General features: G+C 58.6%; 17 protein-coding genes and 1 pseudogene. 8 read left to right on the top strand and 10 right to left on the bottom strand.

Annotated elements, in window-relative coordinates; all coding sequences use genetic code 11:
* The first annotated feature begins 18 nt into the window (after nucleotides 1-18).
* The 3 genes from J3P79_RS19255 to imm45 all read left to right on the top strand — a co-directional run bounded on the left by J3P79_RS19255 (nucleotide 19) and on the right by imm45 (nucleotide 2,161).
* On the top strand, nucleotides 19-720 hold the full coding sequence (locus J3P79_RS19255) for a transposase (RefSeq protein ID WP_434605100.1): 702 nt from the start codon (nucleotides 19-21) through the stop codon (nucleotides 718-720).
* A 422-nt stretch (nucleotides 721-1,142) separates the two neighbouring features.
* Complete coding sequence (locus J3P79_RS19250; protein WP_434605098.1) at nucleotides 1,143-1,823, top strand: hypothetical protein; 681 nt, start codon at nucleotides 1,143-1,145, stop codon at nucleotides 1,821-1,823.
* Nucleotides 1,823-2,161 carry an Imm45 family immunity protein gene (imm45, locus tag J3P79_RS19245; protein ID WP_434605096.1) on the top strand — a complete coding sequence of 113 codons (339 nt, stop codon included), beginning with the start codon at nucleotides 1,823-1,825 and terminating at the stop codon, nucleotides 2,159-2,161. The genes J3P79_RS19250 and imm45 overlap by 1 nt, the downstream gene beginning before the upstream one ends.
* Nucleotides 2,162-2,359: 198 nt before the next feature.
* Here the strand turns inward: imm45 and J3P79_RS19240 are convergent, their stop codons facing one another.
* Nucleotides 2,360-2,632 carry a hypothetical protein gene (locus J3P79_RS19240; RefSeq protein ID WP_434605094.1) on the bottom strand — a complete coding sequence of 91 codons (273 nt, stop codon included), beginning with the start codon at nucleotides 2,630-2,632 and terminating at the stop codon, nucleotides 2,360-2,362.
* Between the two features lie 235 nt (nucleotides 2,633-2,867).
* Nucleotides 2,868-3,598: pseudogene (locus J3P79_RS19235) on the bottom strand (DUF899 domain-containing protein).
* Between the two features lie 180 nt (nucleotides 3,599-3,778).
* Between J3P79_RS19235 and J3P79_RS19230 the strand changes: the two are divergent.
* Nucleotides 3,779-4,171 (top strand): hypothetical protein, encoded by a 393-nt coding sequence (locus tag J3P79_RS19230; RefSeq protein ID WP_030141150.1) that lies wholly within the window; start codon nucleotides 3,779-3,781, stop codon nucleotides 4,169-4,171.
* A gap of 136 nt (nucleotides 4,172-4,307) precedes the next feature.
* On the opposite strand, the gene J3P79_RS19225 is transcribed toward J3P79_RS19230, so the two are convergent.
* The 3 genes from J3P79_RS19225 to J3P79_RS19215 form a co-directional block, all read right to left on the bottom strand.
* Nucleotides 4,308-5,174 (bottom strand): DUF6279 family lipoprotein, encoded by an 867-nt coding sequence (locus tag J3P79_RS19225; RefSeq protein WP_434605092.1) that lies wholly within the window; start codon nucleotides 5,172-5,174, stop codon nucleotides 4,308-4,310.
* Nucleotides 5,175-5,255: 81 nt separating this feature from the next.
* On the bottom strand, nucleotides 5,256-5,966 hold the full coding sequence (locus tag J3P79_RS19220; RefSeq protein WP_039593143.1) for a TorF family putative porin: 711 nt from the start codon (nucleotides 5,964-5,966) through the stop codon (nucleotides 5,256-5,258).
* A gap of 196 nt (nucleotides 5,967-6,162) precedes the next feature.
* Nucleotides 6,163-6,351: a hypothetical protein gene (locus J3P79_RS19215; RefSeq protein WP_018607615.1), complete on the bottom strand. Its 189-nt coding sequence runs from the start codon at nucleotides 6,349-6,351 to the stop codon at nucleotides 6,163-6,165.
* Between the two features lie 329 nt (nucleotides 6,352-6,680).
* Between J3P79_RS19215 and J3P79_RS19210 the strand changes: the two genes are divergently transcribed.
* Entirely contained in the window at nucleotides 6,681-7,517 is an 837-nt protein-coding gene (locus J3P79_RS19210) for a CvfB family protein (protein WP_434605089.1), read from the top strand.
* A gap of 304 nt (nucleotides 7,518-7,821) precedes the next feature.
* Nucleotides 7,822-9,276, top strand: a complete 1,455-nt coding sequence (locus tag J3P79_RS19205) for an NCS1 family nucleobase:cation symporter-1 (RefSeq protein WP_434605087.1) — start codon at nucleotides 7,822-7,824, stop codon at nucleotides 9,274-9,276.
* On the opposite strand, the gene J3P79_RS19200 is transcribed toward J3P79_RS19205, so the two are convergent.
* On the bottom strand, nucleotides 9,277-10,449 hold the full coding sequence (locus J3P79_RS19200) for an MFS transporter (RefSeq protein WP_434605085.1): 1,173 nt from the start codon (nucleotides 10,447-10,449) through the stop codon (nucleotides 9,277-9,279). It lies immediately after the preceding gene.
* A 103-nt stretch (nucleotides 10,450-10,552) separates the two neighbouring features.
* On the opposite strand from J3P79_RS19200, the gene ptrR reads away from it, so the two are divergent.
* Both ptrR and J3P79_RS19190 read left to right on the top strand, forming a co-directional pair.
* Nucleotides 10,553-11,446 carry a putrescine utilization regulator PtrR gene (ptrR, locus tag J3P79_RS19195; RefSeq protein ID WP_434605083.1) on the top strand — a complete coding sequence of 298 codons (894 nt, stop codon included), beginning with the start codon at nucleotides 10,553-10,555 and terminating at the stop codon, nucleotides 11,444-11,446.
* 139 nt (nucleotides 11,447-11,585) lie between these two features.
* Nucleotides 11,586-11,714 carry a PA1414 family protein gene (locus J3P79_RS19190; protein WP_256222727.1) on the top strand — a complete coding sequence of 43 codons (129 nt, stop codon included), beginning with the start codon at nucleotides 11,586-11,588 and terminating at the stop codon, nucleotides 11,712-11,714.
* Between the two features lie 121 nt (nucleotides 11,715-11,835).
* On the opposite strand, the gene J3P79_RS19185 is transcribed toward J3P79_RS19190, so the two are convergent.
* The 4 genes from J3P79_RS19185 to speB form a co-directional block, all read right to left on the bottom strand.
* Nucleotides 11,836-13,224, bottom strand: a complete 1,389-nt coding sequence (locus J3P79_RS19185) for a sodium:solute symporter (protein ID WP_434605081.1) — start codon at nucleotides 13,222-13,224, stop codon at nucleotides 11,836-11,838.
* A 190-nt stretch (nucleotides 13,225-13,414) separates the two neighbouring features.
* On the bottom strand, nucleotides 13,415-14,920 hold the full coding sequence (locus J3P79_RS19180; protein ID WP_434611546.1) for a purine-cytosine permease family protein: 1,506 nt from the start codon (nucleotides 14,918-14,920) through the stop codon (nucleotides 13,415-13,417).
* Nucleotides 14,921-14,969: 49 nt separating this feature from the next.
* Nucleotides 14,970-15,377 carry a YybH family protein gene (locus J3P79_RS19175; RefSeq protein ID WP_434605080.1) on the bottom strand — a complete coding sequence of 136 codons (408 nt, stop codon included), beginning with the start codon at nucleotides 15,375-15,377 and terminating at the stop codon, nucleotides 14,970-14,972.
* Between the two features lie 9 nt (nucleotides 15,378-15,386).
* Nucleotides 15,387-16,337, bottom strand: a complete 951-nt coding sequence (gene speB / locus J3P79_RS19170; protein WP_434605078.1) for an agmatinase — start codon at nucleotides 16,335-16,337, stop codon at nucleotides 15,387-15,389.
* Nucleotides 16,338-16,363 lie beyond the last annotated feature (26 nt).

Below are 16,363 nucleotides of genomic sequence, written 5' to 3'. Positions count from 1 at the left end.
ACGGAGGAGAGGTCAGATATGCCCAGGATGGGACGTATTATTTTGCCGAATTACCCACACCATATTGTGCAACGCGGTCATAACCGTCAGGTGGTTTTTGCGGTTCCCGAGGATTATCAACGCTATCTAGCGGATCTGCGCGAGCTCAAGGATGCGTTTGGGGTTAGAGTCTACGCCTATTGTCTGATGACCAATCACGTCCACCTGTTACTCGCTCCGGGTGAGTCGATCACTGGGTTGGGGCAGATGATGAAAGCTTTAGCGGCGCGTGCCACGCGTTACCGCAATCGGCTGGAAGGACGCTCCGGTACGCTATGGGAAAGCCGTTACAAATCCAGTGTCGTGCAGTCAGATGCTTATCTCCTTGCCTGTTGCCGTTACATAGAATTGAATCCTGTACGCGCTCAGATGGTGGCTGACATAGCAGACTACCGTTGGTCGAGCTACCGAAGCCGGGCAGGTGATTGTCCTGACAGCGGATGGCTGGATGTCGATCCCTGCTTCGTTGCGTTAGGCGCTACGGCGATGGAGCGGCGTCGCAAGTATGATGCTTTCGTGCGCGAGGCCATACCAACAGAGCAGGTCCGTTTGATCCGTGATGCATTGCAGCGCGGTCAGTTGACGGGGACAGGGCGCTTCGTTGATGAGGTAGAGCGGATTATTGGTATCCGGGTAGAACAACGAGGTCAGGGGCGGCCAAGGAGGAAGACGGGAAAATAAATCCGTCCCCTTTTTTTGTCCCCTTTTTTTTTGTTCGGCCTGGGACCAATCAGGTCATTACCGCCTATCCTGTTAAATAGAGAGGTTCTATATGTTGTGTCCAAGGTGTGAGCAGGGAGATATTGTCAAGGCTAGAATTATAGCTGACGACACTTGCTTGTTCGTATGTCAAGAGTGCGAAGCCTCATGGCTTTTATACGAAGACATTGGGGTTAAGGCCTTTGTCGACTATGGGACTTATATGGAAAGCCTAGGGCTGAAACCACTATGGAGTGAGTTGCAAATCATTCCTGAGTAGGTGCAAAAGCAAAAACTATAGAAAAAGGGGACAATACGGAAAATAAATCCGTCCCCTTTTTTCTACGAGTTTATTACCAATACCGCTGCTGGCCGGCGGCGCCATTGCTACGTTGGGCGCGGCGTTGCTGTCAACTGAGGGCTCGCCACAAAAGCAAGAAAACTTGCGGGCAGCGGTGAACTCGGTTGTAGCTTCTTTGGATGAGGCTGGTTACAAGGGGCAGCAGCAACTGTCTTTATCGGCGGAGTTGTGGCTTTTGGTATTTGGTACTACCTTTCCAATTGAGTTGCTTGATCCAAAATACGGGATACTAGACTACCCGGCAGAAGATACTGACGTACTTCATCCGGTAAGCATCGGGGATGGAGTTGATGTACCTCCTTTGCCAGGCAGTACAGATGGTAGTCCGATTGTTGAGGGGGAAGGCACCAGTTATACCAATCCCTCTGTTGATATTCCGTCCCCGGGTATTCTTTACAGTCTGCCTTGGGGGCAGTCTGCTGCAGATTTTGAGAAGAGCCTAGTTAATCTTCCCTATGATGAAAGGGTCGCTGTTGTAAAAAGCAGGGGTAGGGAGTTGGCTCAGGCATTAGGTTGGAAGAAAGATAATCGCCTAACGAGAATAAACGATCGGGACGTGTATACGAACGGAGACGGCTTCCTTTATGCTTTGGATACGCAGCATGGCAGGTTGGAGCAGGTGCACGGCAAAACAGGACAACACATTGGCGAGTATTATTTTGATTTGGTTGCTGTTCCTAATTCAAAGGACACATCTGGTGGGCATGATTTGAGGGTTAAATAATGGAAGGTATCAAACTAGTCGATAGTCTGGCTCCAGCGATAACTCGTGGGCAGATATTCCGACTCCCTGCTAAATGGCCGTATGAGGAGATCGTAGATTTCATGGTCGTTGATATTCCGGACGACCAGTACGGGCATTCTATTGCCGTTGCGTCCGGTAATAAGGCGGGGCTTTTGGTGGTGCGCCTACCTCTTGAAAGTCGTTTTTCAGATACCCGAGAGATTTCAAGGGAATGGCTGATTAAGAACTGGGCCAAATGGATCTATCCCGATTGCCCTGTTGAGAAGGTTTATTTATTTAAGCAAGCAGCGATTCCGTCTAATTTTGTAGGTCGTTAAGTGTTGGCTTGTTCTTAAAAGGATGTCTAGTCCTGAAATAGGTTTACAGCCGTTTCAGGACCAGACAATACAAACCTTAAATGAGAGCACAGATGGAGCTGAGCAGAACCGGGGGACAGACTACGTTATCTGTGTCGCTGGTTTTCTTTAGCTTTCCGCACATGTGAAAACGGGCGACCCAAAGATCGCCCGTTTTCGTTACTCAGCAGCTTGCGCCCGCAACCGTCTCCCAATCACATCCAACACATCACACCCATCGCGCAGCGATATCGTTAGCAGTTTGCAAAAATCAGAAAGCACCACCGTATCGGAACTGATATCCGAACGGAACGCGATGTTTTCCAACAGCTGGGTCACGGTGCAAATGCGGTAATCGGCGGTTTCGAAGAGGACGTCGAGTGGGGCTTCGGTGTCGATGAGCAGGGTGGCGGGCGTGCAGTCGACGCCAGTGATGGGCATGAATCTGGTCATAGCAAGAGCCTCGTAAGTTAATGAGCCTCTCTGTTGATTCGGGTCGCCAAACCCGGTCGTCTTTTGGACGACGAGGGACTATAGGCTGGTCCACTCCGGAGCCACAAGACACCGCTTTCCGAGCTTTATGTAGGACGTTTGGCCTGGCATTTGTCGGCTTAAAGCAAGCGACCGCTACGCAGTCGAGCGGGAGCAAGCTCCCTCGCCACGTCGCTCGACTGGACGGGCTGACGTATCAACTGTGGCAGCAACCACGCGGCCTGGCCTCTTCATACTTATCATGATGCCGCACCCAATCCATGATCTCGTCTTCATTGCGGCCCTTGGGCGTGAGGTCGAGGTAGTTGTAGGTGCCGACGAGGATGTCGAGGCCGCGGGCGTAGGTGGAGTAGGTGTGGAAGATGTCGCCGGCTTCGTTGCGATAGAAGACGCTCAGGCCTGGGAGTTCGCCTTCGGTGGTGTCGGTTTTTTCGTAGTTGTAGGTGGCTTTTCCGGCGACGGTGTCTTCGGTTTTGAAGCTGACGCCGAAGTCGTAGTTGAAGTCGCAGCCTTGCGACGAGACCCAGTCGAAGGCCCAGCCCATGCGGCGTTTGAAGGGTTGGAATTCGGCGCAGGGCGCGCGGAGACGGCGACGACGGCGACGTCGTGGTGGGCCAGGTGTTGGTTGGCGCCGTCGATGTGGTCGGACAGGAAGGAGCAGCCTTGGCAGCCTTCGGTCCAGCCGGGGCCGAACATGAAGTGGTAGATGATCAGTTGGCTGCGACCGCCGAACAGGTCGGCCAGGCTGAGTTCGCCGTGGGGGCCTTGGAAGCGGTAGGGTTTTTCTATTTTTACCCAGGGCAGGGCGCGGCGTTCGGCGCTGAGTTTGTCTCGTTCGCGGGTGAAGGCTTTTTCGTGGGCCAAGTGTTGGCGGCGGGCGGCGAGCCATTCTTCACGCGAGACGACTGGAGGATGCTCGATGTTCATGGGGCTTCTCCTGAGATTGATTTTCCGACGGTTGCAATGCCTAGTCGTTTGATCGGCGTCGGATTCGACAAGCCGTTGGTCGGCTTAGGGAAGGGGCCGATCGTAAATCCGGCTGAACGGCGCGGCACCGCCTCGGTCACAAATCAGGTAGGCATCTCACTCTTTAGAGGATGGACCAGGATGACGACTTATAACTGGGACTTGATCGAACGGTTGCTGCACGAAGTGCAGAACGGCGCCGGCCACAGTTTTACCCCTCGGCCCTACGCGGAGCAGCACGCGGCGGAGAAGGCGGCTCAGGGCGAGGAAATCGAGAACCTCGATCATCTGAAAGCGGTCGCCGGAGAGTACGAAAAGTTACTGCTGGAGCGTGGGTATATCGAGCCTCGGCCGGAGGAAGAGGGCGGCAATGGCGAGAATTTTGTGCTGACACCACGCGGCTCGCGGTTGTTGAGCCTGATCGACAGCAGCATTCCGGGCAATGATCATCCGCGTCAGGTGCTGGATGAACAGGAAGATGCGCTGGATGAGTTTACGTTTGATGATTTGGCTTCGAAGGCGCAGATTGCCTGACAGGCTGGCACTGAACCCTGTGGGAGCGAGCTTGCTCGCGATAGCGATTAAACAGGCAAAACACCTGTTGAATGTCAGGCCGCTATCGCGAGCAAGCTCGCTCCCACATTGGATCTCCCACATGGATCTCAGTGGTTTATGAGCGTGCTGCCTTCAAGCATTTCAGATCGCTGAAATCCTTCTTCACCCCATCAATCTTCTGCAACAACCGTTCACGCTGCGCCGGGGTGCTGTCGGCCATCAGGTCCACCAGTAGGCTGCGGGCCTGGGCTTCGGTTTTGTTGTAGGCCTCGCGATAAGCGGGCGTCCACAGGCTCTCGCGGTTGACCAGCAGTTGCTCGATGCGTTTCGGAAAGTCCGGGCTGTGGCGCTGGGCGACGGCTTCGCTGAATTGGTTTTGCCAGTGGGCGCGGTTGGCGATCCATTGTTGGTTTTGATCGCCAAGGGCGGAGGACCACGTCATTACTCTTTGACGCTGGGCATCGCTGAGTGGGCCGATCCAGTCATTGAGGCGTTTTTCCATGCGCTCGGCACGTTCCTTGATCTGCTGTTGCAAGGTCGGCTTGAGGTATTCGCGCTGGCGCTTGCGCTGGTCCTTGACGAACGCGGCGTCCATGTCGTCGACCTGTTCGTCGCTGAGGCGCTGCAGCAGTTCGATGGCCGACGGGGTGATTGCTCGGGCGGTTTCGGCGATGGCGGCCTTGGCTTCGTGGGTGCGTTGCTGCAGGGCTTCGTCGGTCACGGTGTTGGTTTGCACCATGGTCTTCAGGCGATCGAGCCAGTCCAGGTAGCCGGGCAATTGCGTGGTGCAATGCCAACTCAAGTGTTCCTTGAGGCGATCGTCGAACCAGTCTTTTTGTTGACCGTTGATCTCCAGGTAATCGTTGAGGGTCCAGGGGATGATCAGGTCGAGGTTGCGGTAGGCCAATCCGATACGGCTGCAAGCGGTGAGTGTCAGCAGCAGGGCGATGAACATGGCGGTGCGTGTTAACCAGCGCGACATGAGCGGGTCCTTGCGAAGGCGGAGGTGCTTTGTTTGAGCATCGCAGACACGCGGCAGTTCAGCCGGTTGAATACGTAACGCTTAGTAAAAAGGATGGGCCATCTTCAAGGTCAACAGGCTGTCGCATTCGCTGTTGTGGCCGGAGTAGGCCGAGCAGCTGCTGCCGCTGAGGCTTGAGTCGCTGTAGATCAGGTCCAGGTCGATGCCTCTCCACGGACGGGAAATTTTCAACGACCAGTCACTGAAACTGCCTACGTAACCATCCTCCACCGAGACTGGAGTATTGAGTTGGTGGGTGGTGTATTTGGCGCTGATGCCGATGCCAAAGGGCACGTTGCCACCGAGGTCGGCGAACAGGGTGCTGTTCTGTTTGTCCGGGTCGTTGCTCAACGCCGCACCGAAGCGGCTGCCGAGAATGGTCAGGCCGCCATAGAATTCCTGGCTGTCGACGGTATCGACGGTGGGGTAACTGTAGTGGATCAGGCCGACTTCGTAACCCAGAGTCTGGTCGAAGGGTTGTTTGAAACCCATGTAGGAATCGACTTCCAGGTCGGCGGAGAAGCCGACGCTGGGTGACCATTGTCCGATATACCAGCCGCTGTCATGGCTCAGGTCCAGGCCACCGTGGAAAGAGCCGATGCTCGATGGCGTTACCAGGCCCTGGGCCATGCTGCGGCTGGGGGTGGTGCCGAGTTTAAGGTCGAAGTCACCGAGCTCGCGCTGAAACACCTGCCCATAAGAAGCGGGGCAAGCGAGCAGACTGAACGACATCAGGACAACAGGGATGCGCATGCTTCACTCCATGAATAGCGAGGAGCAGGGAATCGTAAACAAGCTGAAACACTTGAGCTAGAGAGGTGCAAGCATACCGGCGAATGTTCGGCAGCGATGGCCGTTCGTCGATTTTTGTGCAGATGGGTGTGAGGGGAAGGGTTCCAGTCCAAGCGCTTCGAGAGTCAAAGCGCTTAGGGACCAGGTGACGCGGGGATTACTTTTTGCCCAGGCTGATCTGCTTGGACGGGCCGAAGGTCTGGCCGCTGACACCTTTTGCAATCTGCTGGATTTCACCGCCGGACTTGAGGAACGCAGCGATCTGGTCGTTGATCGACTCGCTGGTTTCAACGGCTGGAGCGGGCTTTGCTTTGCTGTTGGATGCTTTTACGCGCATGACGGCCATTAACCTATGGATAATTAATTGGGCCAGGCATCGTACAGGAAATACTTGACAATTGCTTGGCAAATATCCCCTTGGATTATTTGCACCAAGGCGAGAATATCGACCCATTCGTGCCTGTTTATTGCCCCTAAGCCACTGTTTTAAATAACAACGTTTCATTTTATTCAACGCTGAAGCGGGGCGATTCGAACCTTGCACAGTCTGACGAATGGCCCTCTCAAGGGAGAAAACCCTTGCGAATCAAGGCTTGCGCGGTAAGCCCCCTCAGCGGCACGAATCGCGCCGCAAAACCGGGTAGAATGCCGCCCACGCAACGAGGGTATTTGGAAATGGCTTTAGTCGGGCGCTACAACAGTTTGCAAGTGGTTAAACACACCAACTTCGGTTTATATCTGGACGGCGGGGCGGACGGTGAAATCCTGCTGCCCAACCGTTATATCCCCAAGGATATTCCCAGTGAAGACGAAGATTGGCTGAATGTTTTCATTTATCTGGACAGCGACGACAAACTGATCGCTACCACGGAAAAACCGAAGGTCCAGGTTGGCGAATTCGCCAGCCTGAAAGTGGTTGAAGTCAACAGCATCGGCGTGTTCCTGGATTGGGGCTTGCCCAAGGATCTGCTGCTGCCGTACTCCGAAGAAAAACGCCAATTGACTGCGGGTGAGTACTGCGTGGTGCACGTTTACCTAGACAAGCACACCCGTCGCATCACCGCCACGGCGCGGTTGGATCGTTATCTGGACAAGACCCCGGCCAACTACACGCCGGGCCAGGAAGTTGATTTGCTGGTCGCCGAAGCCACCGACATGGGCTTCAAGGCGATCATCAACAACAAGCACTGGGGCTTGATCCACAAGAACGAAATCTTCAAGTTCATGCGCGCCGGCAAGCAGGAAAAGGGTTTCATCAAGGAAATCCGCCCGGACGGCAAGATCAGCCTGAGCTTGCAGCCAGTGGGTCAGGAAGCGGCCACTAGTCTTAACGCGAAGATCCTTGCCAAGTTGCGTGAGAACAACGGCACGCTACCGGTCAGTGACAAGAGCGACCCGGCGCTGATCAGCAGCCTGTTTGGCGTGAGCAAGGGCAACTTCAAGAAGGCCATTGGTGCGCTTTACAAGAATGGGCAGATTGTTATTCATGCTGATCGTATTGAGCTGAGCTGATCGTTAGGCCGAGCAAACCACCTTTGGCTAGGTCATCCTGTGGCGAGGGGATAAATCCCCTCGCCACAGATCATCGCTGTATACAAAATCCTTGCACCTTAAGCATGCACCCACGCCCCGTTCGCGGGCGTTCTGCTGTGCTCATTTGGCTATTACCTGCGCTGTAAACCACGGTTTGTCTCGTATCCGGCGCCTATGGCACGCATTCTGCGTAGAAACCCGTATACAAACCATGCCGGCTCCCGTGCGCAGTGTGGTGGACAATCAAACTCGGGGGCACGGCGGCATCCAAAGGAGCCCCGCAATGTCCGAGCAATTGCCCAACGGCTACAGCCCTCGTCTCTATAACGAAGACCTGGGCCCGCTGCCGCAGAAATGGAATTGGTACAACATCTTCGCGTTCTGGATGAGTGATGTGCACAGCGTCGGCGGTTATGTGTTTGCCGCCAGCCTGTTCGCCTTGGGCCTGGCGAGTTGGCAGGTGCTGATCGCCTTGCTCGGCGGGATTTGTATCGTGCAGTTGATTGCCAATCTGGTCGCCAAGCCGAGCCAACAGGCCGCAGTGCCTTATCCAGTCATTTGCAGGCTGGCATTTGGTGTGTTCGGGGCGAATATCCCGGCGGTGATTCGGGGGCTGATCGCCGTGGCCTGGTATGGAATACAGACGTATCTGGCGTCCAGCGCGCTGATCATCGTGGTCCTGCGGTTTTTTCCTTCGATGGAAGCCTACGCGACGCCACATTTTGCCGGTTTGTCCTACCTGGGCTGGTTCGGTTTCCTTGGGTTGTGGTTCGTCCAGGCGTTGGTGTTCTGGACGGGCATGGAGTCGATCCGTCGCTTCATCGACTGGGCCGGGCCGGTGGTGTATGCCGTGATGTTCCTGTTGGCGGGATGGATTGTCTGGAAGGCGGGTTGGAGCAACATCAGTTTTACCCTGGCGGAAAAATCCTTGTCGGGCTGGCAGGCATTCGGACAAGTGATCGTGGCGACGGCCCTGGTGGTGTCGTACTTTTCCGGCCCAACCCTGAATTTCGGTGATTTCAGTCGGTACTGTCGGAGCATGTCTGACGTACGTCGTGGCAATTTCTGGGGGTTGCCGGTGAATTTCCTGGCGTTCTCCCTGGTCACCGTGGTGATTGTTTCCGGGACGTTGCCGGTGTTCGGGGAAATGCTCCACGACCCGATCGCCACCGTGGCGCGCATCGATAATGATGTCGCCGTCCTGCTCGGGGCCTTTGCCTTCGTCACCGCGACCATTGGCATCAATATCGTTGCCAACTTCGTATCCCCGGCCTTCGACTTCGCCAACGTTGCGCCGAGCAAGATCAGTTGGCGTGCCGGCGGCATGATCGCCGCGGTGGCGTCGATTTTCATCACGCCGTGGAACCTGTTCAACAACCCTGAAGTGATCCACTACACCCTGGACGTTTTGGCGGCGTTTATCGGCCCGTTGTTCGGCATCCTGCTGGTGGATTACTACCTGATCAAAAAGCAGCAGATCGACGTCGATTCGCTGTTCAACGATGGCCCGACTGGACGTTATTACTACAGCGGGGGCATCAACTGGACAGCGGTCAAGGCGTTGATCCCGGCAACGCTGATGGGCGTGGCGATCACGTTCACGCCGTTCCTCCAACCGATGGCCAACTTTGCCTGGTTCACCGGTTGTTTCCTCGGCGGCGTGTTGTATTTCGCCTTGGCGCGACGCCAATCCGTCCTACAACTGAACACGTCGCTGAACCCGGCCGGCCAAGCCTGATCAACGCAGTGCGGTCTGGGCGCAAGGCTTCACCGCGCTTGCGTTGGCGGGGCGCAGCAACAGGCTGCCCGCCAGCACCAGACCGCTGCCGGCAACGATCAACGCCGGTTGCAAGCCGCCGCTGAAGTGGCTGCTCAGCGCCGCCAACAAGGGGCCGCTGAGCTGGCCGATGGCGAAACATGCCGTCAGCAGCCCGATGTTGCGCTGCGTTGCGTGGGGCGCCAGTTCACGGGCACGCATCACCATCAATTGCATGCAGGCCAGGAACGGTGAGCCGCAAAGGATCACACCCAGCGCCAATCCGGTGCCGCTGCCCAGCAGACAGGCAAACACACCAGCGGCTTGCAACCACAACGTCGCCATCAGCCAGCGACTGGTGGTGTTCGGGTTCGGTCGGCGCAAGCTCACCAGCAGCACACCGATCGCGGCGGCCAGGCCGAAGCAAGGCCAGAACAGATCCGCCTGCCATTGACCGCGAAACTGTGCGGAAGCCATCTGCGACAGGAACGTCGCTGGAATGATGTAGCCCACGCCATACAAGGCGTAGACCACGCAGAGTCGGGCGATGCCGTGGTTGCTGGCCTCGGCGGCAGGCGTTGGAACGGTAGCCGCAGGCACTGGTTTCGGCAGGGCCGGCAGGATCACTAGCAACATCACCAATGCCGCGCCAGCGTATACCAGCCACAACACGTCGGAGGCCTGGCCCAACAGGTTCGAGCCAAGCGCCAATAGACCGGTAAGAAAAATCCCCAAACCGGGTCCGGCAAATACCAGCGCCCCAAGCCGTGGCCGTCCTGCCGCCGCGGCCAAGGGCTGGCTCAGGGCCGTGATCATCACCATCACCCAGGCGCTCGCGACGCCAGTCCCAAAGCGCAATGCCAGGTGCGGCCAGAAGCCCCAGGCCCAGAACGACGCCAGGGTCAGCAGCACGCACAGCCACAGGCCGCCGAGCAACCGTCGCCGCACTTGTTCCGGGCGATGGGCGAACATCGCGTCGAGCGCACCGAGGAAATACCCCAGGTAATTGGCGGCGGCAATCAGACCGGCGGCGGTCAAGTCCACCTGACCTTCGCCGATCAAATGAGGTAACTGGGGCGTAAGGGCGAAGCGGCCGATGCCCATGGCCATCATCAGGGCTATGAAGCTGGCAAGCAGGCGAATCAAGGGCGACATGGTCGTTCTCCAGCGTTGAGGCGAATGACCGTCAGGCTAGGACTGATTGACTTTCATTAAAAATGAATAATAGTGAGTAACTTGTTCTTTTTTGGAGAAGGTTGTGGAGTTCAGTCAGTTACGGATTTTCCAGGCCGTGGCCGAAGAAGGGTCCATCACCCGGGCTGCCGAACGTTTGCACCGGGTGCCGTCGAACCTCTCGACCCGGCTCAAGCAGCTCGAAGAGCAACTGGGTGTCGATCTTTTCCTACGGGAGCGTCAGCGTTTGCAGTTGTCGCCTGCAGGAAAAGTCTTGTTGGACTATGCGACGAAGCTGTTTGCCCTGCATGACGAAGCCCACGCGGCGGTGCAGGGCGGTCAGCCGGCCGGGGATTTCCTGCTGGGCACGATGTACAGCACGGCGGCGACGCATTTGCCGGACCTGTTGGCGGCTTATCACCGGGCCTACCCGGCGGTGAACCTGCAGGTGCAATCGGGGCCGAGTGGTGAATTACTCGAAGGCCTGCTCACCAATCGCCTCGATGCGGCGCTGGTGGATGGCCCCCTGGAGCTGGCGGGATTGGATGGCGTGCCGTTGTGCGACGAGCGGCTGGTGCTGATCACCGAGGCCGATCACCCGCCGGTGCGCAGTGCGCTGGATGTGCAGGGTCGTGCGGTGTTCACCTTCCGCCGGGGCTGTTCGTACCGGATGCGCCTGGAGGCCTGGTTTGCCCATGATCACGCAACCATGGGCCGGGCGATGGAGATCGAGTCGTATCAGGGGATGCTGGCGTGCGTGATTGCCGGGTCCGGGGTGGCGTTGATGTCCGAGTCGATGCTCGCCAGCCTGCCGGGTCGCGAACGTGTGGTGGCGCATCCGCTGGCCGAGCCGTTTGCCAGCGCGACGACATGGTTGATGTGGCGCAAAGGCATGGTCGGCGCCAACCTGAACGCCTGGATCGAGTTGCAACAACAAGCGTGGCCGCGGGCGCCAATGATCACGGCACAATCGGCTTGAACTCACCGCCTGGGATTTGGATCAATTCAGTAACAGATCATTGCAATCTGTAACGAGCATTGCGTAGGACTTCGGACTATTATCAGTGCGAAGGGGCCACAGAAATCTGCCGCTCGCACCACCCTGAGGGGGCACCACGATGAAAGAGAAAATCCAGAACTGGCTTCACGACTTGGGTGTCGCGCTCGGCCTGATCGAGCCGCCCATGCAGCCGATACCGATCCGCACTGACGATGAGCAACGCCGCCGCCAGCCGCGCCGCCGGTAAACCCACCCGTTTTTGGAGAGATCGCAGTTCCGGACCATTTCAGTCGAGATGGCCCGGAACTGCGATCTTTTTATTTCTGAAAGACAGAACCTGTGGGAGCGAGCTTGCTGAGAGTTGGCGATCAAGCCGCCTTGGGCACCACATTCGACCGTGGCGACAACAAGCTCACCACCACGAAACTCACCAACGCGACGCTCAAGCTGTAATAGATTGGGGTGTTCGCATCCAAACCATCCTTGAACATGAAGAACAGCGCGGTCACGAAGCCCAGCGACATGCTGGTGATCGCGCCGGCCGTGGTGGCGCGTTTCCAGTAGATGGCGCCGATCAGCGGGATCAGCATGCCGCCCACCAACAGGTTGTAGGCCAGCGTCAGCGCACTGATGACATCGCTGACCACCAGGGCGATCGCCAAGACCACCGCACCGAGCAGCAAGGTCGCGATCCGGTTCTCATGGACATCGCCGTTGCCGCTTTCACGACCCTGGCGTAGACGCGGCAACAAATCCTGCACCACCGTAGTGGAAGCCGCGAGCAGCCCCGCCGCCGCCGTGGACATCAGCGCCGCAAGGGCGGCGGCGATCACCAGACCGCGTATCCCGTTGGGCAGGCTGTGTTGCACCACGCTGGCAAAGGCGTTGTTGACGTTTTCCAGGTCCGGCAGCAGCACCTTGGCGGCCATGCCGATCAGCGCACCGGCCAGGCCGTACAGCACGCAGTACAGGCCGGCGGCGGTGCCGGCGACTTTCGCCACGCCTTCGCTGCGGGCGGTGAACACCCGCTGCCAGATGTCCTGGCCGATGAAGATGCCGAAGAAGTAGATGAGGAAATACGTGACGATGGTGTCCCAGCCAATGGCGGTGAAATCGAAATAGCGCGCCGGCAAGGCCGCCACCATCGCGTCCCAGCCACCGGCGTCACTGATGGACATCGGCATCAGCAAAAACACCAGGCCGATGGTCATGATCAAAAATTGCACGATGTCGGTCAGTGTCAGCGACCACATCCCGCCGATGGTGGAATACAGCACCACCACGCCGCCGCCCACCAGGATCGAAACCCAGAAGGGCAGGCCGAACAGCACTTGCATGACGGTGCCGATCGCGATGGTCGACGTGGCGCCGATCATCAGCGCGTAGACCAGCATGATCAGCGCGCTGGCATGCCGCGCGGCCGGGTTGTAGCGGCGCTCCAGCACTTGGGTCACGGTATAGATCTTCAGTTTGAGCAACGGTTTGGCGAGAAACAGGCTCAGCCCGACGATGCCCAGGCCGATGGCGCCGCACAACCAGAATCCGGAAATGCCATGGACATAGCCCAGGCGCACGGTGCCGATGGTCGACGCGCCGCCGAGCACGGTGGCGGCCATGGTGCCCAGATAAAAGCCCGGGCCCAGGTTGCGCCCGGCGACGAGGTAGTCGTCACGGGTCTTGGCGCGGCGCATGCCGTACCAGCCGAGGGCGATCATGCCGGCGGCATAGATGAGAACGACGATTAAATCCAAGGCCATGATGGCGTGTCTCCGGTTTTATTTTTTATGTACGGGATGAAGTGCTGCTGTCCCTGGCGAACGAGCTTTTTGTGGCGAGGGAGCTTGCTCCCGCTCGACTGCGCAGCAGTCGCCGCTTTTCAAGTCGGAAAACCTTGGGGTCGCTGCGCAACCCAGCGGGAGCAAGCTCCCTCGCCACGGAATTTTTCAGTCAGGCGGTCTGCCGGAGCGTCGAATCGGCCAGCGGCGCTGTGCTCCGCGGATCCCGCGGCCCATACACCGCCGCCGGTTCTGGAAACAGCCCCAGCAACGCCAGGTACACCACCGATGCCAGCCCGAGGGTCACCGGCAGGCTGATGTCGATCCCTCCGGCCAGTTCCCCCAGCGGCCCGACGAACTGCCCCGGCAGGTTGACGAAGCACAGGCCGACCAACGCACTGGGAATCCACGCGCCCAGGCCGCGCCAGTTCCAGCCATGGCTGAACCAGTAGCGCCCGCCGGTTTCGCCGCGGGTGAACACCTGCAGGTCATCCGGGCAATAGAAGCCGCGGCGCACCAGCAAGCCGATGATCATGATCACCATCCACGGGGTAGTGCAGGTGATGATCAGCACGGCGAAGGTCGACACGCTCTGCACCAGGTTCGCCGCGAAGCGCCCGATGAAGATGAAGGCAATCGACAGCACGCCGATCAGCAGTGTCGCCTTGACCCGCGACAGCACTCTTGGGAACACGCTGGACATGTCCAGCCCGGTGCCATATAGCGACGTGGTGCCGGTAGACATGCCGCCGATCACCGCGATCAGGCACACCGGCAGGAAGAACCACCCCGGCGATACCGCGAGCAGTCCGCCCACGTAGTTGTTGGCCGCGATGTAGTCCGGCGCCTTGATCGCCACGATGGTGGCGGTGGCGAGGCCGAACAGGAACGGGATCAGCGTCGCCAGTTGCGCGGCAATCACCGCCAGCATGATGCGCGGCTTGGGCGTGTTGCGTGGGATGTAGCGCGACCAGTCGCCGAGGAACGCGCCGAAGGAAATCGGGTTGCTCATGGCCACCAGCGCTGCGCCGATGAAGGCCGCGTAGAAGCCCGGCTGGCCGAGGACGACCGTGCCGGCGAACTGGCTGTCGAAGCTCGGCGCAAAGGCAAAGATACCCAGCAAGAACAACAGGCTCGCGGCCCACACGGCGATGCGGTTGACCCACAGCATGAAGCGGAAGCCGTAGATGCACACCGTCAGCACCAGCAAGGCAAACAGGCCGTAGGCCAGTCCCAGGCTCAGGTCGGTTTCCGGCACGCCGATCAATCGCTTGGCGCCGCCGATCAACGCATCGCCCGAACTCCACACCGACAGCGAGAAAAACGCGATGGCGGTCAGCAGCGACAGGAATGAACCGACGATGCGCCCGTGCACACCGAAATGCGCACCGGAAGACACCGCGTTGTTGGTGCCGTTGAGCGGTCCGAACAGGCCCATCGGCGCGAGAATGATCGAACCGACCAATACCCCCAGCACAATCGCCCAGACACCGGCCTGGAAGGACAGGCCGAACAGCACCGGGAAACTGCCGAGCACAGCGGTGGCAAAGGTATTGGCGCCGCCGAAGATCAGCCGAAACAGATCTCCCGGGCCGGCGGTTCGTTCATGGTCCGGGATCTGCTCGACCCCGTTGGTTTCAATCTGCGTAAGGCTTTTATCGTTATTGTTATTCATGATCTGCTCCGATCATCGAGGCGCATTCATCGGCTGTGAATGTCGCCTGTGGCTAAGGGGGTGGCAGCCCTTCCGGCATTGCGGACAAATGTTCATGACAGGCCAGCCATAGGCCTTGTTGTTCTTGGCGAAACACAATGGTTTCGCGCTCCTGGCTAAAGTGAAGCTCCCCTTGCATGCGCAGCTCGGTGGCCACGTCATGGATGAAAATCGCCATGTTGCCTTGCAGGCTGACGAAGGCGTTGCTCGAGGTGCAATTCACCACCTCGAAGCCATCCTCGGACCGCCAGCGATCCCACAATGCCTGATAGGCATCGCGCGACAGCAAGGGTTGGTCGAGGGTGTAGAACACGAAGCTCGCATCGGTGCTGAACGCGCCGAAATAAGCCTCGCGATCGTTGCGGGCGAAGGCCGATACCAGTTCAGCGGCGGCCTCCAGTACCTGATCGTGATCGTTCATGGCCGCGCCTCAGCGATGAACCACGCCGGGCAGTACGCAGAGCATCTCGTACAGCAGGTTGGCGCCCAGCAGCGAGGTGTTGCCGGTGGTGTCGTAGGGCGGCGAAACTTCTACCAGATCGCAACCGACCAGGTCGAGGCCCTGGCAGCCACGCACGATTTCGATCGCCTGGATGGTGGTCAGGCCGCCGATTTCCGGGGTGCCGGTGCCTGGCGCCCAGGCCGGGTCGATGCCATCAATGTCGAAGCTCAGGTACACCGGGCCGCCGCCGACTTTTTCGCGCACTTCAGCCATCAAAGGTGCCAGGGATTTGTGCCAGCACTCTTCAGCCTGGACCACGCGGAAGCCCTGGTTGCGGCTCCAGTTAAAGTCCTCGGCGGTATAGCCCTGGGCGCGCAAGCCGATCTGCACCACGCGGTCGCAATCGAGCAGGCCTTCTTCCACGGCGCGGCGGAAGGTGGTGCCGTGGGCGATTTTCTCGCCGAACATGTGGTCGTTCACATCGGCGTGGGCGTCGATGTGCACGAGGCCGACCTTGCCGTGTTTCTTGTGGATCGCCCGCAGGATCGGCAGGGTGATGGTGTGGTCACCGCCCAGGGTCAGCGGGATGACGTTGTGTTCGAGGATCTTGTGATACGACTCTTCAATGATTCGTACCGCGTCCAGCAGGTTGAAGGTGTTGATCGCCACGTCACCGATGTCCGCCACCGCCAATGAGTCGAACGGCGCGGCACCGGTGGCCATGTTGTAGGGGCGGATCATCACGGATTCGGCGCGGATTTCGCGCGGGCCGAAGCGGGTGCCGGCGCGCAGGGAGGTGCCGATGTCCAGCGGCACGCCGACAAAGGCAGCGTCCAGGCCGGCAGCGGTTTGCAAATGGGGAAGTCGCATCATGGTGGCGATGCCGCCGAAGCGCGGCATTTCGTTGCCGCCCAGTGGTTGGTGAAGAATCTTGTCCACGGGTAGGGCCTCATCGTTTGTTTTAT

It is taken from the genome of Pseudomonas sp. R1-7, from assembly GCF_051132105.1.
Lineage (GTDB): Bacteria > Pseudomonadota > Gammaproteobacteria > Pseudomonadales > Pseudomonadaceae > Aquipseudomonas.
This window is presented reverse-complemented; position numbering and strand designations above follow the sequence as displayed.